Annotated in this window: 22 protein-coding genes; 16 read left to right on the forward strand and 6 right to left on the reverse strand. The window is 67.0% G+C overall.

What is annotated here, in order from left to right:
- The first annotated feature begins 138 nt into the window (after positions 1–138).
- Together MWU52_RS04655 and clpX are read left to right on the forward strand one after the other, a co-directional pair.
- Positions 139–780 (forward strand): ATP-dependent Clp protease proteolytic subunit, encoded by a 642-nt coding sequence (locus MWU52_RS04655; RefSeq protein ID WP_246949928.1) that lies wholly within the window; start codon positions 139–141, stop codon positions 778–780.
- Between the two features lie 201 nt (positions 781–981).
- Positions 982–2250: an ATP-dependent Clp protease ATP-binding subunit ClpX gene (clpX, locus tag MWU52_RS04660; RefSeq protein ID WP_246949929.1), complete on the forward strand. Its 1269-nt coding sequence runs from the start codon at positions 982–984 to the stop codon at positions 2248–2250.
- A gap of 328 nt (positions 2251–2578) precedes the next feature.
- Here the strand turns inward: clpX and MWU52_RS04665 are convergent, their stop codons facing one another.
- Positions 2579–3451 (reverse strand): AbaSI family restriction endonuclease, encoded by an 873-nt coding sequence (locus MWU52_RS04665; RefSeq protein WP_246949930.1) that lies wholly within the window; start codon positions 3449–3451, stop codon positions 2579–2581.
- 271 nt (positions 3452–3722) lie between these two features.
- On the opposite strand from MWU52_RS04665, the gene MWU52_RS04670 reads away from it, so the two are divergent.
- From MWU52_RS04670 to MWU52_RS04695, 6 genes are all read left to right on the forward strand, one after another.
- On the forward strand, positions 3723–4928 hold the full coding sequence (locus MWU52_RS04670; protein ID WP_246949932.1) for an FAD-binding domain-containing protein: 1206 nt from the start codon (positions 3723–3725) through the stop codon (positions 4926–4928).
- A gap of 163 nt (positions 4929–5091) precedes the next feature.
- Entirely contained in the window at positions 5092–6150 is a 1059-nt protein-coding gene (locus MWU52_RS04675; protein ID WP_348645489.1) for an SPOR domain-containing protein, read from the forward strand.
- Between the two features lie 51 nt (positions 6151–6201).
- Positions 6202–7362: a D-alanyl-D-alanine carboxypeptidase family protein gene (locus tag MWU52_RS04680; protein ID WP_246949934.1), complete on the forward strand. Its 1161-nt coding sequence runs from the start codon at positions 6202–6204 to the stop codon at positions 7360–7362.
- A 58-nt stretch (positions 7363–7420) separates the two neighbouring features.
- On the forward strand, positions 7421–8017 hold the full coding sequence (gene tmk, locus MWU52_RS04685) for a dTMP kinase (RefSeq protein WP_246949936.1): 597 nt from the start codon (positions 7421–7423) through the stop codon (positions 8015–8017).
- Positions 8014–9072: a DNA polymerase III subunit delta' gene (locus MWU52_RS04690; RefSeq protein WP_246949937.1), complete on the forward strand. Its 1059-nt coding sequence runs from the start codon at positions 8014–8016 to the stop codon at positions 9070–9072. Before tmk ends, MWU52_RS04690 begins: the two co-directional genes overlap by 4 nt.
- A 39-nt stretch (positions 9073–9111) precedes the next feature.
- Positions 9112–9894 (forward strand): TatD family hydrolase, encoded by a 783-nt coding sequence (locus tag MWU52_RS04695; RefSeq protein ID WP_246949939.1) that lies wholly within the window; start codon positions 9112–9114, stop codon positions 9892–9894.
- A gap of 4 nt (positions 9895–9898) precedes the next feature.
- On the opposite strand, the gene MWU52_RS04700 is transcribed toward MWU52_RS04695, so the two are convergent.
- The 5 genes from MWU52_RS04700 to MWU52_RS04720 form a co-directional block, all read right to left on the reverse strand.
- Positions 9899–10072 (reverse strand): hypothetical protein, encoded by a 174-nt coding sequence (locus tag MWU52_RS04700; protein ID WP_246949940.1) that lies wholly within the window; start codon positions 10070–10072, stop codon positions 9899–9901.
- Positions 10073–10227: 155 nt separating this feature from the next.
- Complete coding sequence (locus MWU52_RS04705) at positions 10228–10941, reverse strand: YafY family protein (RefSeq protein WP_246949941.1); 714 nt, start codon at positions 10939–10941, stop codon at positions 10228–10230.
- Positions 10942–10945: 4 nt separating this feature from the next.
- The gene (locus MWU52_RS04710; protein WP_246949942.1) at positions 10946–11314 is read right to left on the reverse strand and encodes a VOC family protein; all 369 of its coding nucleotides are present in this window, start codon (positions 11312–11314) and stop codon (positions 10946–10948) included.
- A 133-nt stretch (positions 11315–11447) separates the two neighbouring features.
- Entirely contained in the window at positions 11448–12263 is an 816-nt protein-coding gene (locus MWU52_RS04715) for a cyclase family protein (RefSeq protein WP_246949944.1), read from the reverse strand.
- A 113-nt stretch (positions 12264–12376) separates the two neighbouring features.
- Entirely contained in the window at positions 12377–12658 is a 282-nt protein-coding gene (locus MWU52_RS04720) for an antifreeze protein (RefSeq protein WP_246949946.1), read from the reverse strand.
- A 121-nt stretch (positions 12659–12779) separates the two neighbouring features.
- Here MWU52_RS04720 and pyrC point away from each other — a divergent pair, with 121 nt between their 5' ends.
- The 8 genes from pyrC (at position 12780) to alr (ending at position 20171) form a co-directional block, all read left to right on the forward strand.
- Entirely contained in the window at positions 12780–13805 is a 1026-nt protein-coding gene (gene pyrC / locus MWU52_RS04725; RefSeq protein WP_246949948.1) for a dihydroorotase, read from the forward strand.
- On the forward strand, positions 13802–14482 hold the full coding sequence (locus tag MWU52_RS04730; RefSeq protein ID WP_246949950.1) for an orotate phosphoribosyltransferase: 681 nt from the start codon (positions 13802–13804) through the stop codon (positions 14480–14482). The genes pyrC and MWU52_RS04730 overlap by 4 nt, the downstream gene beginning before the upstream one ends.
- Before the next feature lie 108 nt (positions 14483–14590).
- Entirely contained in the window at positions 14591–15052 is a 462-nt protein-coding gene (locus MWU52_RS04735) for a hypothetical protein (protein WP_246949951.1), read from the forward strand.
- 104 nt (positions 15053–15156) lie between these two features.
- Positions 15157–15714, forward strand: a complete 558-nt coding sequence (locus tag MWU52_RS04740) for an excalibur calcium-binding domain-containing protein (protein ID WP_246949952.1) — start codon at positions 15157–15159, stop codon at positions 15712–15714.
- Positions 15715–15816: 102 nt separating this feature from the next.
- Positions 15817–17295 carry a replicative DNA helicase gene (locus MWU52_RS04745; RefSeq protein WP_246949953.1) on the forward strand — a complete coding sequence of 493 codons (1479 nt, stop codon included), beginning with the start codon at positions 15817–15819 and terminating at the stop codon, positions 17293–17295.
- Between the two features lie 4 nt (positions 17296–17299).
- Positions 17300–17704: a RidA family protein gene (locus MWU52_RS04750; RefSeq protein WP_246949955.1), complete on the forward strand. Its 405-nt coding sequence runs from the start codon at positions 17300–17302 to the stop codon at positions 17702–17704.
- Between the two features lie 32 nt (positions 17705–17736).
- The gene (locus tag MWU52_RS04755) at positions 17737–19089 is read left to right on the forward strand and encodes a hypothetical protein (protein WP_246949956.1); all 1353 of its coding nucleotides are present in this window, start codon (positions 17737–17739) and stop codon (positions 19087–19089) included.
- Between the two features lie 32 nt (positions 19090–19121).
- On the forward strand, positions 19122–20171 hold the full coding sequence (gene alr, locus MWU52_RS04760) for an alanine racemase (RefSeq protein ID WP_246949957.1): 1050 nt from the start codon (positions 19122–19124) through the stop codon (positions 20169–20171).
- Positions 20172–20189 lie beyond the last annotated feature (18 nt).

Genomic DNA, 20189 nt, shown 5'->3' on the forward strand with positions numbered 1-20189 from the left:
CGCTGCGGCATGCTTCCGCCCGCCCGGGCGCCGCGACTGCGCGAGACGGCGCCTTGAAGCCCCCGGCGGCGGCGCATAGGTTCGCCCCCGATGCCCGCCGCGACAGGCGCGGACAGGGCGGGACGCAAGGGACATCCGATGCACGATCCAGTCGACCATTTCCAGAACAACCTCGTGCCCATGGTGGTCGAGCAGACGAGCCGGGGCGAGCGTGCCTACGACATCTTCAGCCGTCTACTCAAGGAACGGATCGTTTTCATCAACGGTCCGATCCACAGCGGGATGACCCATCTCGTCGTCGCCCAGCTTCTCCACCTCGAAGCCGAGAACCCGACGAAGGAAATCAGCATGTACATCAACTGCCCGGGCGGCGAGGTGACGTCGGGCATGTCGATCTACGACACCATGCAGTACATCCGCCCGGCCGTTTCGACGCTGGTCTGCGGCATGGCCGCGTCGATGGGTTCCGTCATTGCGGTCGGCGGCGAGAAGGGCATGCGCTTCGCCCTGCCCAATGCCGAGATCATGATCCACCAGCCGTCCGGCGGGTCGCAGGGCGTGGCCGCCGACATCCTCATCTCGGCCCGCCATATCGAACAGACGCGGGAACGCCTCTATCAGCTCTACGTCAATCACACGGGCCAGGACTACGAAACGGTCCAGCAGGCGCTCGACCGGGACAAGTGGATGACCCCGCAGGAGGCCAAGGACTGGGGTCATATCGACGAGATCGTCGAGAACCGGGCCGATACGTCAACCCCGGACGATCCCAAGACCTGATCGCAATTTCGCATCGGGCCGCCGGCATCGTGAGCGGCGGCCCCGGCGCTTGCGCAAGGGCAGGATCGCGACGGGGATTTTGGCATTGTGGCCCCCCGTCGATCCGCCTAGGCTCGGGCGCAAATCGGATTTTAGCAGCGGGGACATCGGGCCCCGCGGTCGGTGGCAGCGGGCAGTGCCGCGCGGACCAAGGAGGCGACGATGGCCAGCAATTCCAGTTCCGGCGACGGCAAGAACACCCTCTATTGCAGCTTCTGCGGCAAGTCGCAGCACGAGGTGCGCAAGCTGATCGCGGGGCCGACGGTGTTCATCTGCGACGAATGCGTCGAGCTGTGCATGGACATCATCCGCGAGGAGACGAAGGCCCAGGGCCTGAAATCCACCGACGGCACGCCGACCCCGCGCGAGATCTGCGAGGTTCTGGACGACTACGTGATCGGCCAGGAACACGCCAAGCGGGTCCTCTCGGTGGCGGTGCACAACCATTACAAGCGCCTCGACAATTCCGGCAAATCCGACATCGAGCTGGCGAAGTCCAACATCCTGCTGATCGGTCCCACGGGCTGCGGCAAGACGCTGCTAGCGCAGACGTTGGCGCGGATCCTGGACGTGCCGTTCACCATGGCCGATGCCACCACGTTGACCGAAGCGGGTTACGTGGGCGAGGATGTCGAGAACATCATCCTGAAGCTGCTCCAAGCCTCCGAATACAACGTCGAGCGGGCGCAGCGCGGCATCGTCTACATCGACGAGGTCGACAAGATCACGCGCAAGTCGGACAATCCCTCGATCACCCGCGACGTCTCGGGCGAGGGCGTGCAGCAGGCGCTTCTGAAGATCATGGAAGGTACGGTCGCCTCCGTCCCGCCGCAGGGCGGGCGCAAGCACCCCCAGCAGGAATTCCTGCAGGTCGACACCACCAATATCCTGTTCGTCTGCGGCGGCGCCTTCGCCGGTCTGGACAAGATCATCGCACAGCGTGGCAAGGGCTCTTCCATGGGGTTCGGCGCCGAGGTGAAGGCCCCCGACGAGAAATCCGTCGGCGAATTCTTCAAGGATCTCGAGCCAGAGGATCTGCTGAAGTTCGGCCTGATCCCCGAATTCGTCGGCCGCCTGCCGGTGATCGCGACGCTGACCGATCTCGATCAGGACGCGCTGGTCATCATCCTGACCCAGCCGAAGAATGCGTTGGTCAAGCAGTATCAGCGCCTGTTCGAGCTGGAGGATGTGTCCCTCACCTTCACCGACGACGCCCTGACCGCCATCGCCAAGCGCGCCATCGAGCGCAAGACCGGCGCCCGCGGTCTGCGTTCGATCATGGAGGATATCCTGCTCGACACGATGTTCGAACTGCCGGGCATGGACACGGTCGAGGAGGTGGTGGTGAACGAAGAGGCTGTCCGCCGCGAAGTTAAGCCCCTGCTCATCCACTCCGACAAGGACACGAAAAAGCCGGCGACCGCGGGCTGAGGCACTGAGCCACGGCGCGTCGCGGTATTATCTTGCGCCTGCCTGGCCCGGTTCGATGCAGCAGATGGTCCGGTAGGGGCTGCCGCGATCCAAGGCGCGTGAGACCAAAGAGCACCAATTTCTGCGAAGCCTCCGAAAGCGTCTCGGGGGCCTATGTGTTACAGGTGCTAAAATGGGGATGTCCGCATAGCGGACGAAGCGCCAATTCGCGGCGGCTGCGCTAAAGTCGACCTTCGAGAAACCAAGATAGTCGGAGATGCAAGATAGTCGGAGATGATAGTGTCAGAATACACTAAAAAAGTATGAGCTTCGGTTCATCTTGCCCATGTCACCTCAGATCTATTCGATCTGCAACCTTGTAGTAGACAGCGCCCCCCTCACGTCGAGAAGCTTCAACATCAAACTTAAAAACTCCAACGAAGCGATAAAGCGTTCCGATCAGAGGTTCTTCGCGCCTTGCGAAAACTGCTCTGCGATGATCCTTCCAATTGCCATCTTTGCCAGACTGATATTGCGCATTACTACCTAGACGCTTTTCGACAATCATCGAACCATCGCTCGAAAGAGAGTTATCCCACTCACCATTTTGGTAAAGCCGAGGAAACCAAACCATCGCAAGTCCGGTCTCTTTTGGCGGTGTCCAGCCACTTCGCATGTGCGCTTTCAAGCTGACACCGAACAACTCGATTGCATCTGTGTGTTTGCGCAGCAAGACATCTTCTCTAGCGTCGATGTAGCCACGTTCCAGATGCGGTTTTGAGGTGAGTTCGTTATCGACATCCCAAGACTTCCAGCGACCTTGCTTTCGTTCTTCTTCAACTTTCGAAAGAATAAAACTGAGGAAATTATCAGTTTGACGCGCCAACTCAGCCAACGATATAAGTCTTCCATCTGAGCCCAAAACTCTGATCCGCGTCTCAATCAGATTGGTTTCCTCAACGATATCTCGCGATCTAAGATCATCTAGCCGTTTGTGGTTTTCACCTTCGTGTTGGGGCTCGTCTACCTCGAGAGACACATTGATCTGTGGAAAATACAAATCGAGCAAAGCCCGTCCGCTCGGACGCCGAACAAGCTGCTGAGACACAAGTTTAATATCGGTGCTACAAAGGTTGTGTATGATCCGGGAAACAACGAAGTGCTCGTATTGCTTGTGTTTTACCTTCGTTAACATGTTCAACAAATGTCGATCCTTGTTCATTTTTCTTTAATTCCTTAAGGTAGCTTGATGGAGGCTGTGGTGAGCTTCCTGTCATCCCTACGAGGTACCCAGATTTCGTGGTGCGGGCAACGTCGATTGCGGCCTGTCTAATTGGAGCAGACATTTGCTTGTCGTGCAGCGTCCGTCACTCTGGGCCCAAAGCCAACGTTCCCAGAACTCTACTGCACTTCCATAGCAGACGGCGGGGTTTTGGCCGCGTTCTTCCGTTTCGGCAGGGATATCTCGTGCCGCTGCGCTACTTTCGTCCGCCATGGATACCAGAACCACCCCCGTCTTCCCGCCAGACCGCATCAATGCGCTCTCTCGCCTAAAGGATTTCGTACCTCGCGCCGGCGCGGCCTATGCCCGTAACCGCGGCGATGACCTTCCTGGCCATTCCGCCGTTTCGACTCTGTCGCCCTACCTAAGTCACCGAATCCTCACCGAAGCCGAAGTGGCCCGCGCCATCCTCGACCGCCATTCGCGGACGGAGGCCGAGAAGTTCCTGTCGGAGCTTCTTTGGCGCGGCTACTTCGCCGGCTGGCTGGAGCGGCGGCCACGCATCTGGCCCGACTACCTGACCGGGTTGGATCGCGCCCGCGACCGGCTTGCCACCGAAGGCGGGCTGCGTGCCAGATGGGCGGCGGCCTGCGGCGGCGACACCGGCATCGCGCCGTTCGATCACTGGGCAGCCGAGCTGGTGCGGACGGGATACCTGCACAACCATGCCCGGATGTGGTTCGCGTCGATCTGGATGCACAGCCTGCAACTGCCATGGGAGCTGGGCGCCGATCTGTTCATGCGCCATCTGCTGGACGGCGATCCCGCGTCGAACACGTTGTCCTGGCGATGGGTCGCGGGGCTCCATACGGCGGGCAAGGTCTATGTCGCGGATGCGGAAAACATCGCGCGCAACACCGGTGGCCGGTTCATGGCGGCGCCCCTGCGCGCCGCGCTCGCCCGGCCCCCGATTGTCCCGCCCGAGGCACCGCCGCCGCCCGATCCCGCGCCTGCACCCGGCGGCGCCGACCTGCCTAGCCGGGGTCGGATCGGCTTGCTGCTGCACGAGGACGACCTCCATCCCGATTACCTTTTCACCCGCGGGCTGGCGCAGGCCGGAACGGCGGCCTTCCTCTCCACTGCCGCACGCTCGCCCGCCACGGTGGCCCCGGGCGTGCACGACTTCGCCCGGGCTCTCGCACAGGAGGCCGTGGCCCGCCACGCAGGCCAGGGCCCCGTGACCAGCGACCCCGAGGAGATCGCCCGCTGGGCTGCCGGCTTCGACCACATCGTGTCGCCATACGCGCGGATCGGCCCCGTCCGCGCTGCACTGGACGCATCCGGCATCGCGCCGATCCGGCCGATCCGCGCCTGGGACAGCGCGATCTGGCAGCACGCGGCACGCGGCTATTTCCGGGTGCGCAAGCGGATGCCCGACATATTGGCCACGATCGAACAGGATATGGGAAACGGATAGACGCAGGCTTCACAGGAAGTGTCAGTTGCGCTAACGTCACGCCAAGGCAGCACCGGTCAACGGCGCGCCAGGGCATGAGCAGAGCACGGGGCATAGGACAGTGCGACAGGCAACGAACCGCGGACCCGCGTCCGCATCCATTCCATTGATTTCCTCCGTCGCGTTGATCGGCCTCCTGGCCGGTTGTCAGTCCGGGCCGTTGGCCGGGGCGGGCGACGCGACGCGCGACGCGCCGATCTCGGGCAGCGTCCAGTTGATCGAGCGTGACGTGGAAGCGCCCGAAGTATTCAGCGCCGAGGACAGCGCGCTCTGGGACGGTCGCCCGTCGCTCGGCGGTGTCTGGGTCGCGGCCCCCGACGTGCGCGAGCCCGAACGGGTCATCATTCGCAACGCCGAGAACGGCAAGTTCGTCATCGGCGCCTTGTTCAAGCGGGAGCGTGACAACCCCGGCCCGGCCTTACAGCTTTCATCGGACGCGGCGGTCGCATTGGGCATCCTGGCCGGCGCGCCGACCACGATCGACGTCGTCGCCCTGCGGCGCGAGGAGGTGTCCGAGCCGACTGCGGCTCCGGCCTCCGTCGCGCCCAATGTGGCGACCGTTGCCGAGACGCCGCCGCTGAACGAGGAGATCGTCGAGGCGGAGACCCCGGTCGACACCGTTCCCGCGGGCGATGCCATCACCGCGGCCACCGCCGCGCTGGACGAGGTCGATGCGGCATCGGCCGAACCGGCGGCCGAGATCGCGGCCGGGCCGGGCCCCACGGCGGACGCCGCGCCCGAGCCGCGCCGTCGCGGCTTCTTCGGACGTCTCTTCAACCGCAACCGGGTGGAGCCGCCCGCCCCGCTGCCGGCCGCTGCGACCGCCGCGGTCGCGTTGCCGGCCGAACCCGTGGCCGAGAACGCCGCCGCGCCAGAGGTGACCGCGACCTCGCTGGACGCCGCGCCGGTGCAGACGGCCTCCGCCGCACCGGCGCGATCGGCGCCGGGCCTTGATCGCGCCTATGTCCAGATCGGCATCTTTTCGGTCGAGGAGAATGCGAACAACACGGCGACCGCCTTGTCGAACGCCGGCGTGCTTCCTACCGTGCTGGCCGAGGAAAGCCGTGGGCGGAAGTTCTGGCGCGTGATCGTGGGGCCGTCGACGACGTCGTCCGACCGGGCGGCGGTAATCCGCAAGGCCAAGGACCTGGGGTTCACGGACGCTTTCGCAATCAAGGGCTAGGGTCCATACGCCTGCCCTGAAATCGAGACCGTAAGCCACGGAGGCCCTGCCATGCTCCGCCCGTTGATCGCTGCCCTGCTGCTTGCGTCACCCACGCTGGCGCAGGAGTTCCAGACCCAGGCCGGGTCGGCCATCGTCGTCGACCACAACACCGGCCAGACGCTGCTGTCCAAGAACGCCGACGTGCCCCTGCCGCCGGCGTCGATGTCCAAGCTGATGACGCTGAACATGGTGTTCGAGGCGCTGGAGGACGGCCGCCTGTCGCTGGACACCGAACTGCCCGTCAGCGCGGAAGCGGCCAGCTACGGCGGGTCGACGATGTTCCTCGACCCGCGTGACCGCGTCACGGTCGAGGATCTTATCCGCGGCGTGGTCGTGCTGTCGGGCAATGATGCGACCGCCGTCCTGGCCGAGGCGCTGTCGCCCGACGGCACCGAGGAGGGTTTCGCCCAGATGATGTCGGAACGCGCCGTGGAGTTGGGTATGGAGAACTCCATGTTCCGCAATTCCAACGGCTGGCCGGCACCGGGGCATGTCATGTCCATGGCCGACCTGGCGATCCTTGCCGAACACATCATCACCGAATTCCCCCAGTACTATCCCTATTTCAACGAGCGGGAGTTCGCTTTCGATGGCCGTTCGCCGTCCAACCGGTTCAACCGCAACCCGCTGCTGCGCTTGGACATCGGTGCCGACGGCCTGAAGACGGGACACACGCAAGAGGCCGGGTACGGCCTTGTGGGAAGCGCCACGCAGGGGGACCGCCGGGTGACCTTCGTGCTGTCGGGTATGGAATCCGAGCAATCGCGCGCCGATGAGAGCGAGCGTCTGGTCAACTGGGCATTCCGTCAATTCGCCGAAGAGCGTTTGCTGGAAGGGGACGACACCCCCGTGATGACGGCCGAGGTGTTCATGGGGGAATCGCCCACGGTCCCACTCGCCCCCGAGGAAGGGTTGACCGTCCTCTTGCCGGTGACGGGCCGTCAGGCCGTGACCGGCGAGATCGCCTATGACGGCCCAATCGAAGCGCCGGTTAAGGCCGGCACGCGGCTGGCCACGCTGACGCTATCGCATCCGGGGATCGAGCCGATCGAGGTTCCGCTGATGGCGACCGAGGATGTGCCCCGCGCGGGCCCATTGCGCCGCGTCCAGATCGCCGGGGGCCTGGTCGCCGGCGATCTCCTGGGATCGGCACTAGCGCGGTTCGAATAGCACGGTTCGATGCTGTCGGCGGGTTGCGCGGCGCGGCGGCCCTGATAAGGCCATCGTCATGTTCATTTCGCTTGAAGGCATAGACGGGTCCGGAAAGTCGACCCAGGCCCGGCTCCTGGCGGACCGACTTGGCGCAGAGGGGCGCAAGGTCGTGCTGACCCGCGAACCCGGCGGCAGCCCCGGAGCCGAAGCTATTCGTCGTCTTCTGGTCGAAGGCGCCCCGGACCGCTGGTCGCCCGAGACCGAGATCCTGCTGTTCAACGCGGCCCGCCGGGACCATCTGGAACGTCTGATCCTGCCCGCCCTGGATCGCGGGGCCTGGGTCGTGTCGGACCGCTTCGCCGATTCGACGCGGGTGTATCAGGGCGCCACGCGCGGCGACCTGCGGGGGCTCGTCGACGGGCTGCATGACCTCGTGATCGGGCGGGAGCCGGACCTGACCGTCGTCATCGACATGGACCCCGAAATCGCCCTGCGGCGCGGCCTCGCGCGCGGCTCGGGCGAGGATCGGTTCGAGGAGTTCGGCCTGCCCTTCCAGCAGAAGCTGCGCACGGGGTTCCTGCGCCTAGCGCAGGACTTCCCCGACCGGATCCGCGTGATCGACGGAATGGCCCCGGCGGATGTCGTGGCCGAACGGGTCTGGGCCCTGATGTGAACGACGTTCCCGAACCCGACCGCCTGGGCGACGCGCCGCATCCCCGGCACACCGACCGCCTGTTCGGGCAGGAGGCGGCGGAGGCGACGTTCCTGCAGGCGTGGAACACCGGGCGGCTGCATCACGGGTGGCTTCTGACCGGCCCCCTAGGCGTCGGCAAGGCGACCCTTGCCTGGCGCATCGCCCGCTTTCTGCTGACCGATCCACCCGAACAGGCGACGTCGCTGGACCCGGTGGCGGATCACCCCGCCCTGCCCCGCATCCGCGCGCTTTCGGAACCGGGCCTCATGCTGCTGCGCCGCCCTTGGGACGAAAAGACCAAGAAGTTGCGCGCCGAGATCACGGTGGACGAGGCACGCAGGCTCGGCGGGTTCTTTGCAATGTCGGCGGGCGGGCGCCGGGTCGTCATCGTTGACGCGGCCGACGACCTGAACCGCAACGCCGCGAACGCGATCCTGAAGCTGCTGGAGGAGCCGCCGGCGCTGGCGACGCTGATCCTGGTCTCGCACCAGCCGGCGCGGCTGCTGCCGACGATCCGGTCGCGATGCCGCGTCCTGCGTCTGGGGCCGCTCGCGCCCGACGCGCTGGAGGCCGCCGTGGTGCAGGCGGGCGGCGCGCCGGAGGCGGCCTCGGCCCTGGCCGAGGGGTCCACGGGCGCCGCGTTGCTCCTGGCCGAAGGCGGTGCCGAGATCTACGAGACGCTGGTCGCGCTCTATACCCCCGGTCAAATGGATCGCGGCCGGGCCCGGCAACTGGCCGATGCCTGCGCCGGGCGCGCGGGGGCCGAACGCCTGGACGCCACGCTGGCGGCGATCGACCGGCTTTTGCATCGAACGGCCTGCGCGGGCCTGCTGGGCCCGCCGGACGATGCAACGGCCGCCGAAGCGGCCGTGCTGTCCCGCCTCGCCCCGCATGATGCCGCCGCGCGGGACTGGGCCGCGCTCTCGCAGCAGATCGCCGACAGGGCCGCCCACGCACGCGCCGTCAACGTGGATCCGGCAGCGATCGTCTGGGACGCGCTGGCGCGCATCGACGCGCAGGCGCGCCGCGTCTGAACCTTGCGCCGCCGCGCCGCCCGGCCTAGGTCGCGCGGCATGGAACCCAGGATCACCGACAGCCACTGCCATCTGGACTTTCCGCAGTTCGAGGGCGAGATTTCCGACCTTCTGGAACGGGCGGGGACCGCGGGCGTCCGCCGCATGGTCACGATCTGCACCAAGCTGCGCACCGCCCCGGCTGTCCGCGCCCTGGCCGACGCCCACGCCCCGGTCTTCTGGGCCGCCGGCACCCATCCCATGAGCGCCGCCGAAGAGCCGCTGGCCACGGTGGAGGATCTGGTCGAGCTGGCCGCGCATCCCAAGATGGTGGGGATCGGGGAGACGGGCCTCGACTATCACTACACGTCCGAGAGCAAGGCCATCCAGCAGGAGAGCCTGCGCATCCATATCGAGGCCGCGCGGCGAACCGGCCTGCCGCTCATCATCCATGCGCGCGACGCCGATGATGACATGGCCCGGATCCTGACGGAGGAGTATCGCGCCGGTGACTATTCCTGCGTGATGCACTGTTTCAGCAGCGGCCCGGATCTGGCCGCCGCCGCATTGGACCTGGGGTTCTACCTGTCGATGTCGGGCATCGCCGCCTTTCCCCGGTCGGGCGATCTGCGCGAGATCTTCGCGGCCGCCCCCCTCGACCGCATCTTGGTGGAAACGGACAGCCCCTATCTTGCGCCCCCGCCCCATCGGGGCAAACGCAACGAGCCCGCCTTCGTCAGTCACACCGCCCGCGCCGGAGCCGACGTGTTCGGCATCGACTATGCCGAGTTCGCCGCCGCGACGGAGGCGAATTTCGAGCGCCTTTTCTCGAAAGCGGTGTGAGCCGTCAGTGACAATGCAGCGGCTGGGAGCCGGCGTGGCAGCACTGGCCCGGTGGCGAGGATTTGCGGCACCCGCCGCCATGCGCGACGTCCCCGGCACTGGAAACGCCAGCCATCGGCACGGCCACCGAAACCTGCGGCAGCGTGGTCGCCAACATGGCGATCAACATGAACTTCATTACGCAACTCCCTGTATTCCGATCGCAACGTCATGATCGCGACCCGTTAACGGAGGTTAACGGCCCATTTCGACCGGATCATGGCGGGACGACGGCCGTCGTCACAAAGGCACCTTTTCATCCGTGGCGTTGCCAGACGCCGTGCGGAGCCGTGGTCAGCGATTGAATATATCGGGTGCCAGCGCGCATCCTTCCTCCTCGGCCAGTCGGGCCAGCAGGACGGGCAGTCCGCACGCGGGGGCGGGCGTGAACTGCTCCTTGGGTGTCAGGTCGCGAATGCGGTCGATGCGGAACATACGGAAATCGCCCCGCAGCTCGCACCAGGCGACCAGCGTCCAGGCCCGACCCCAGAACCACAGCGCCAATGGCTGCACGCGCCGTTCGGTCTGCCGGCCGACCTCATCGGCATAATCCAGCAGCAGCACCCGGCGGTCGCGGATCAGCGCGTCAACACGGTCCAGGCGTTCGCGCAACTCGGCGGATTGCCCCATCGACGGCGCGCCCAGGCGGTCCAACGCGGCGCGCAGCTCCTCGCGCCGGGGCACGACCGCCTCGATCTTGGCCAGGGCATCGCGGGCGCCGGCGGCCATTGCCGGCCCGCCCCATGCCACCGCCATTCGCGCGCCGAGGGCAAGGGCCGTGATCTCCGCTTCGGTGAACATCAGCGGCGGCAGGTCGTAGCCGGACCGCATGACGTATCCGACCCCGGCCGCCCCTTCGATCGGGACGCCCGAGGCCATCAGGTCGGCGATGTCGCGATAGATCGTGCGCTCGGAGACCTCCATCTCCTCGGCCAGGCGCGCCGCCGTGCGCAGCCGTCCGTCCCGCAGGATCTGAACGAGCCGGAAGAGGCGGTCGGCCCGGCGCATACGCTCAGCCCTCGAACAGGCCGATGGAGTTCCCGTCGAGATCCAGCGCATAGAAGAAGCGCCCCGCCGGGATCGGGATCGGGTCGCTCGTCACGCGCCCTCCGGCGTCGCGCACACGGTCCATGACCTCCTCCAGGGTGCCGGGCGCGGTGAGATGGATCGTGTTCCCCGTACCCTCCGGCGCGGGTTTGCCGGGATAGATATGGCCGGCCGCTCCGGCGTCGTTCATCCCGTCGCCCAGCGGCACCATCGGGTTCGGCCCGCTTTCGTCCATCTTCAACTCGCGGCCGAGAACGGCGGAATAGAAGGCGCGCGCGGCATTTAGATCGGTTGCCGGAATTTCGGTCCAGACGACCGTGTTCGCTTGTGTCATGTCGGTATCCTCGCTCTCAACGGCCCCGTCGATCGGGCCCGTGACGGCAGTATGGCATCCCCCTCCTGACAGCGTTCTGTCAGGAGTGTCGCGGTCGGGGCCGGCCCGGGCAAACCGGGCCGCCGAGCGTGGCTCAGATCATGGCGAAGATGCGTGCGGGGCCGCCCGTGCCGCCGCGATGCTTCGGCGCGCCGACCACCAGGGTCGCCCCGGCCGCCGGAACCTGCTCCAGCCCGGCCAGGCATTCGATGCCGTATCGCCCCGTCGGCAGCCAGGCGTAATGCGTGGCGAAATCGGACGACGGCCCGTGATCCAGCGACAGCGTGTCCACGGCCATCGCCGCAGCCGAGCTGCGCTCGAGCAGCAGGGCGGTCGCCTCGGGGTGAAAGCCGGGAAAGTGCATCGTGCCTTCGTCGTCGGCATTTCGGAACGCGTCGGTCGCGACCTTGTCGGCCCAGCCCGACAGCATCGCGACGCAGGCCCGGTCGGGGATGTCGCCATGTTCCGCGATCCACGCCTCAAGGTCATCGGGCGTGACCTGCGCATCGGCATCGGCGGCGGCCTTCTCGCGTATGTCGACCACACAGAGGGGCACGACCAGGTCGCCCACCTCCAACTCGTCCACCGAGCGGCCGTCGGCGGAGAAATGCAGCGGCGCGTCGATATGCGTGCCGGTGTGTTCGTTGAGCGAGAGCTGGAACAGGTTGAACCCGTTGTCAGCGAAGTTGAACGTCTGCTCCATCGCGATGCCGGGTTCGCCGAAATAGGTCGGAAAATCCGGCCCGTAGGCATGGGTCATGTCGAAGACGGACCCGTGCGCGTCGGCCCGCGCGGCCGTGCCCAGACCTGCGGCGGTCAGGCCCGCCCCGACGGCCAGCCCACCGCGGAACATGTCCCGCCGCGTCAGCATCCGTTCCTTGACCGAATTCATTACGCAAACATCGCACATGGCAATCTTCCCCCATTGCTTTGACCCTAGGTAAACCTCAGGCTGCTGTCCGGTGGGGCATCCTGTCAACTGCGTGCACGGGAATCTGCCCGGCGACCGGGGGGGCGCCCGCCTCAGCGCCGGTGCGCGAGGCGCCGGGAGTTGGCGCGCGTGGTGCGTCCGATCGGCGTCAGGGCCAGGCCGTAGGTCTGTGCAGGCGTCTTGCCCGAAAGCACCGCGCCCATCGCAGCCAGGCCCGACTGGGCGAAGGCCGTCTGCTTTTCGGTGATCATGCGCAGGTTCTCGCCCGGGGCGGCGGACCCGCCGGCCATCCCCATCACCCGCAGGCCGATCACCGTCTGTGCCTCGATCAGCATCTGGGTCGTCCGCATCTGAAGCCGTAACAGTTCGAGCATCCGCAATCTCCTGTGGTCGGGGGGGAACGCGCCGGGGGCGTCCCGGTTCATTCAAGGCCCTGCGACCGACGACCGACCTACGCCTCTGGTCAAGGCGGCACAAGCTGGGTAACCGGGCGTCATGGACAGCCTGACGATCCGCCGGCCCGACGATTGGCATCTGCACCTGCGCGACGGCGAAATGCTGCGACTGGTCGCGCCCGCGAGTCGCCATTTCGGTCGCGCGATCGTCATGCCGAACCTGGTGCCACCCGTGGTGACCGGCGACGATGCGCGGGCGTACCGCGACCGGGTGATCGCCGCGGGGTTCGCGAAACCGCTGATGACGCTGTATCTGACCGAGGGGACCGACCCCGACGACGTGGTGCGCGCGCATGCCGACGGGGTGATCCACGCGGTGAAGCTCTACCCCGCTGGGGCCACGACCAACTCCGCCTCGGGCGTGCGCGACATGGGTCGGGTCCGCCCCGTGCTGGCCGCGATGGAGGCGGCGGGCGTGCCGCTCTGCCTGCACGGCGAGGTGACGGCGGCGGAGGTGGACATCTTCGACCGGGAGGCCGCGTTCCTCGACCGGGTCCTGACGCCGCTGCGGGCCGCGCATCCCGGCCTGAAGCTGACGCTGGAGCATGTCACGACGTCGGACGCAGTCGACTGGGTCCGCGCACATCCCGGCGTGGGCGCGACGATCACGGTGCAGCACCTGATGGCGAACCGGAACGACATGCTGGCGGGCGGGATGCGGCCCCATTTCTATTGCCTGCCGATCCTGAAGCGCGACACGCATCAGGCAGTCCTGCGGCGGGCGGCGACGTCGGGCGAGGCGCAGTTCTTCCTCGGCACCGACAGCGCGCCGCATCCGACCCACGCGAAGGAGGCGAGCTGCTGCGCCGCCGGGTGCTTCACCGCGCCACATGCCTTGCCCCTACTGGCTCATGTGTTCGAGGCCGAAGGCGCGCTCGACCGGATGGAGGCGTTCGCGTCGCTGAATGGGCCCGCGCATTACGGCCTGCCGGCGAATGACGACACGATCACCCTGACCAAGGGCGAACCCCTGGACTTTCCCGAGCGGATCGAGGGGCATGGCCAGTCCGTCACCCTGTTCGATCCCGGCCATCCCGTCCACTGGCACGTCACGGAGCCCGCATGATCCCGACCAGTTTCCCCCCGAAGGAGGAGATCGCCCGCCTGACCGCCCGCGCCCTGTTGGAGGTCGAGGCCGTGCATTTCAACGCGCGCGAGCCCTTCACCCTCGCCTCCGGCCTGCCAAGTCCGACCTATATCGACTGCCGCAAGCTCATCTCCTACCCGCGCCTGCGCGCGACGCTGATGGATTTTCTGGCCGTCACCGTAATGCGCGACGCCGGGTTCGAGGCGTTCGACAATGTCGCCGGCGGCGAGACGGCGGGCATTCCCTTCGCCGCGTTCATGGCCGAGCGGCTGGCCCTGCCGATGACCTATGTGCGCAAGAAGCCCAAGGGCTACGGCCGCAACGCCCGGATCGAGGGTCTGATGATAGAAGGGCAGCGCATCCTGCTGGTGGAGGACATGACGACGGATGGCGGCAGCAAGCTGTCCTTCGTGGACGCGATCCGCGAGACGGGTGCTGTCTGCGCGCATACCGCCGTCATCTTCAGCTACGGCATCTTCCCCGAAATCACCGAAACGCTGGGCGATCACGGCGTGACGCTGCATGCGCTCGCGACTTGGTGGGACGTGCTGGCCGAGGCGAAGCGGCAGGGTCATTTCGATGCCGAGACGCTGGCCGGAGTCGAGGCGTTCCTGAACGATCCGCGCGGGTGGCAGGCGGCACGCGGCGGGGCCTGATCGCCCAACTCCGCCCATCGGACACCGCGCGCTTGACGCGAGGTCGGAAACCCGATTCCGTGGAGGTGCGGCGCGGCGTCGCGTCGGGTGACCATCGGGTGTCCAACAATGCGCGTCCTGTTGATCTGTATGCTCGTGTCGGGCCTTGCCGCGTGCGGGCCCCGCGGGGTTCCACCGCCCGAAGCCCGGATCGAGGCGCGGCGCATCAACGCCCTCGACGCGTCGGCCCTGTGGCGGATCCAGTCCAGCACCCGCGACCCGATCGAACTGGCGCAGGTCGAGGCCGAGCTGGGCAGCCGGGGTCAGTTCGCCTCCGGGTCGTCCTATCTGGGGCGTCGGACGCTGGCGGGCGCGGGCCGGGCGCGGTATCGCCGGCCGGCGCAGGACGATCCGTCGCTGGACGGCGTGAATTGCGACGATTTCCTGACCGATGCCGCTGCGCAAGCCGAGTTCCTGGGTTCGGGCGGGCCGCGCAACGACCGACACAAGCTCGATGACGACGGCGACGGTCTCGCTTGCGATTGGGCCGACGACCTGCGCCGCTCGGTGGTCGAGGCGCGGCGGCGCTGATCAGGGCAAGGGCAAGACGATCTTGACGGATCGATCCGCCACGCGCCGTGCGCGGTGACCGGGTCAATGATTGCAAATCAGGTGTCTATGGCCGAAGCTGTCATATGTCGTTCCGCCGTTCCGTCCTTGCCCTTCCGCTGATCCTGGCCGCTTGCGCCACGCCGCCCCCCGGCCCGGACGCCCCGGATCTGACGGCGCTGGACACGCGTTCGCTGTGGGCGATGCACGGGACGACGTCGGGCCTGGACCATCTCGCGGTTGAGGCGGAGCTGGGCGCGCGGGGTCAGACGATATCGGGCGCGTCGTATCTCGGTCAGCGGACGGCCGGCGGCGTCGGCCGTTCGAGCTATGCACGTGGCACGGTTTCGGGGACGGCGCAGGACAGGTTCAATTGCGGCGACTTCCTTTCGGCGGGAGCGGCGCAAGTAGCCTTTCTGCGGGCCGGCGGGCCGATGCGCGACCCGCACCGGCTGGACGCCGACGGCGATGGCTTCGCCTGCGAATGGGGAACGCGCGTTCGCACCGTGGCGCGAACCGCGACGCGCCCCGCGCGCATCATTGCCCGTCCACACAGCACGCCCTCATCCCGCTGCCATGTCGGACCGCGCGGCGGCACCTACACGATCACGTCGGGGGGCAACAAGAACTACGACGGCTGTTGACAGGGCGCCACCCGGACGATGTCCCCGCTTTCCACAGCCCCCGTGCGTTGCCCCGGACGGGATGTTGCCCTAGACCGACCCCGGGCAGAATGGGGCAGGCAGATGACGACGATCACACGACTGGACCAAGGCGTTCCCGCCTCGACGGACAGCAACCTGCCCCATAATATCGAGGCGGAACAGCAGCTTCTAGGCGCCCTTCTGTCGGACAACGACCTGTATGACCGGGCCGCGTCCATCGTCCGGTCGGAACATTTCTACGATCCGGTCCACGCCCGCATCTTCGATATCTGCGCCGCCCGCATCCAGAAGAACGCCCTGGCCTCGCCCGTCACGCTGAAGCCGTTCCTGGAGGAGGACGAGGGGCTGCGCGCGCTGGGCGGGCCGTCCTATCTGGTGACGCTGGCGGCCTCGGCCATCGCGGCCTATGCGGTGCGCGACTATGCGCAGATGATCTATGACCTGGCGATCAGGCGTGAACTGATCGCGTTGGGCCGCGACATCAGCGCCCAGGCCACCGACGTCACTGTCGAGCGCGAACCGTCCGACCAGATCACGGACGCCGAGTCGAAGCTCTACGCCTTGGCCGAACAGGGCCGCGCCGAAAGCGGCTTCCAATCGTTCCTGTCGGCGATCAAGCAGGCCGTCGACGTGGCCAATGCCGCCTATCAGCGGGACGGCGGGCTCGCCGGCATCTCCACCGGACTGATCGACATGGACAAGAAGCTGGGCGGCCTGCACCGCTCGGACCTTCTGATCCTCGCGGGGCGTCCGTCGATGGGCAAGACGTCGCTGGCGACGAACATCGCGTTCAACGTCGCCAAGGCATACCGCGCCGGCAAGACGTATGACGGCCGCGACGGCGCGGTCGAGGGTGGGGTCGTCGGGTTCTACTCGCTGGAGATGTCGGCGGAACAACTGGCGGCCCGTGTCCTGTCGGAGGCCGCCGAGGTGCCGTCCGAACAGATCCGGCGCGGCGACATGACGGAGGCCGAGTTCCGCCGCTTCGTCGAGGCGGCGAAGGCACTCGAATCCTGCCCGCTCTATATCGACGACACGCCCGCCTTGCCGATCGCGCAGCTCGCCGCCCGCGCGCGGCGGCAGAAGCGGACACACGGGCTGGACCTCTTGATCATCGACTACCTGCAACTTGTGACCGCGCCGGGCAAGGGCGACAGCCGCGTGAACGAAGTCTCGGCGATCACGCAAGGATTGAAGGCCATCGCCAAGGAGCTGGACATTCCCGTCATCGCCCTGTCGCAGCTTTCGCGCCAGGTCGAGAACCGGGAGGACAAGCGACCGCAGCTTTCGGATTTGCGCGAGTCCGGCTCCATCGAGCAGGACGCGGACGTCGTGATGTTCGTGTACCGCGAAGAATACTACAAGGAACGCGAGAAGCCGGGCGATCATCAGCTCGATAAGATGGCCGAGTGGCAGGCCGCGATGGAGGCCGTCCACGGCAAGGCCGAAGTCATCATCGGCAAGCAGCGCCACGGCCCCATCGGCACGGTGGACCTGGCGTTCGAGGGGCGGTTCACCCGGTTCGGCGACCTCGCGAGACCGTGGCAGGAAGGGCGCTGAGCCGATGCGAGTCGCCATCGTCCCGCCGTCGATGGGTGCCGTGACCTTGCCCCTTTCGCCGGCGATACGCTCGGGCGACCACCTGTTCCTGACCGGCATGACGGGCAGCGGCCCGGATGGTCGGATGGCGCCCGATCCGGAGATCCAGTTCCACGCGGCCTTCGACAAGATCGCCGAAACACTCGGCGCGGCTGGCCTGACCCTCGACGCCGTGGTCGAAATGACGAGCTATCACCTCGACCTCCGCACCCATTTCGACCTGTTCGAGGCGGTGTGCCGCGCGCGCTTCGCCGCCCCCTACCCGGCCTGGACCGCCGTCGAGGTCGCGGGCCTGCGCCGAGAAGGCGCGCTGGTGGAGGTCCGGGCGATCGCGCGGGCGACCGCCGACAGCAACCCGTCCGCGACTTGACGGACCGGCGGCGCGGGGCGTAGCGCCTCGGCATGCCAGAGAATTTCCCCACCATCGAATTCGTCAACCACGCCTCCGTCCTGATCCGGCACGGGTCCGTCGGCCTCCTCTCGGACCCGTGGTATTCCGGTCCGGCTTTTCACAAGGGCTGGCGCCTGCTGCACGAGACGCCGGAGGAAGCGGTGGCCGATCTGCTGACGCGGACGACGCATATCTGGATCAGCCACGAACACCCGGACCATTTCTCGGTCGGGTTCTTCAAACGCTGGGGCGACACGATCCGGTCCCGGGGAATCGCGCTTCTTTTTCAGAAGATCGACGACCAACGCGTGGCGGGCTTCCTGCGGGGGCAGGGCTTCGCGCTGACCGAGCTTCCGATGGGCCGCCCGCACGATCTGGGTGACATGACGGTCACCTGCCTCAAGGATGAGTTCTACGACAGCGCGCTGTCGGTGCGCGCCGGCGGTCGCCACATCCTGAACCTGAACGACTGCGCCGTGGGCGACCGCGATCGCGCGCAGGAGATCCGCGACGCGGTCGGACCGTGTGACATCCTGCTGACCCAATTCAGCTATGCCGCCTGGAAGGGCGGGCGCGACAACCGGGCCTGGCGGGTCGACGCCGCGCACGAGAAGCTGAACAACGTTCGCATCCAGGCCGAAGTGCTGGCGCCTTCGACGGTCATCCCCTTCGCGAGCTTCGTACGGTTCGCGCATGAGCGGAACCTGTACCTGAACGACGCCGCCAACACCGTAGCCGACGTCGAGACCGCCTTCGCCGATGCCGATTTCGACCTGCGCATCATGCGCCCGGGCGACGTGACGGACGGCACCGCCGATCCGGAGGCAAGCGCCGCCGCGCGCGACTGGTGGCTGGCGCAGTCCGACGAGCGCCCGCCGACGACCTATGACAGCGTGGACGAGGACCGCTTGCGCGCGTCCTTCGCCGGCTGGCGGCAGCGGGTCCATGCCAACAACAACGTCAACGCCATGCGGATCGCGCAGCGGCTCTCGCCCATACGTGTGCTCCAACCGGTAACGATCGCCTGCGACGACACGGGCGACACGTGGTGCGTCGATCCGGTGGCCGGGACGCTGGAGCGGACCGACGGGACCGCCGATCTGGCCATGCATTCCGAATCCCTCGATTTCCTGTTCTCCAACAGCTTCGGCTTCGACACGCTGACCGTGAACGGCACGTTCGAGGAAGCGTCGGAGGGCGGCTTCGCCCGCGTCGCACGGTCGCTGGCGATCGAGAACCTGAACAACTTGGGCCTGTCCTTCGGCCCGTCGCTGATCCTGCAGAAGCAGGTCCTCGCCGCGTTCTTCGACCGGATGCGCAAGGTTCGCCGCAAGATGCGCGCGAACCACGACGGAGCCGCTTGACGGCGCATTCGCCGCGTCCCATCACCCAGCCGATGGGAACGGGTACGCTGCATATCGATCTGGAGGCCATCGCCGCCAACTGGCGCGCGCTCGACGCCATGACCGGCGCAGATTGCGAGACAGCCGCGACCGTCAAGGCCAACGCCTATGGCCTGGGTGTGACGCAGGTCGCGCCGCGCCTGTTCCGCGAAGGGTGCCGCGCTTATTTCGTGGCGACCGCGGACGAGGGGCTGGAGCTGCGCCGCACCCTCGGCCCCGAGCCGCGGATTTATGCGTTCTACGGTCACATGCCAGGCGACACGGCCACGCTTCAGCGTGCGGACGTGGTTCCGATGATCTGCTCCCTCGATCAACTGGCCCGCCATCTCGAGGCGCTGCCGCGCCATCCCTTCGGCATCCAGCTCGACACCGGGATGAACCGCCTCGGCCTCAAGATGGCGGAATGGGCGGCGACGGCGGAACTGACGCTCAAGGCGCATCCGGTGCTGGTGATGTCGCACCTGTCGGACGGCGACGACCCCGAAAGCCCCCGCAACGCGGACCAGCTTGCCCGGTTTCACGAGATGACGGACGGAATCGAGGTTCCGCGCAGCCTGGCGGCGACCGGCGGTGTCCTGCTGGGGCCCGACTATCACTTCGACATGATCCGCCCCGGCGTGGGTCTCTACGGCGGGTTGCCCTTCGCCGCCGCCGAACCCGTCGTCACGCTGGAGGTGCCCGTGGTCACCTGCTTCGACATCGAACCGGGCGAGACGGTGGGCTATGGCGGCACCTGGAAGGCCCCCGCCCCGTCACGGGTCGCCACGATCGCGGCCGGCTATGCCGACGGCCTGCCCCGGACGCTGTCGTCGAACCTCGACGTGATGGCGGGGCCGGTGTCCTGCCCTGTCGTCGGCCGCGTCTCGATGGACCTGATCGGGGTCGACATCAGCCATCTGGACCGCGACCCCGAGCGGGTCACCGTCCTGGATGCGCATCGCGGGATCGATTCCCTGGCAGAGGCCGCGGGAACCATCGGATACGAGATCCTGACCGCCCTGGGCCGCCGATACGGCCGCCGATACCGTGGGCTGGACGCCTAGGGATAGGGGGTTGGCGGT

Source organism: Jannaschia sp. S6380, assembly GCF_023015695.1.
Lineage (GTDB): Bacteria > Pseudomonadota > Alphaproteobacteria > Rhodobacterales > Rhodobacteraceae > Jannaschia.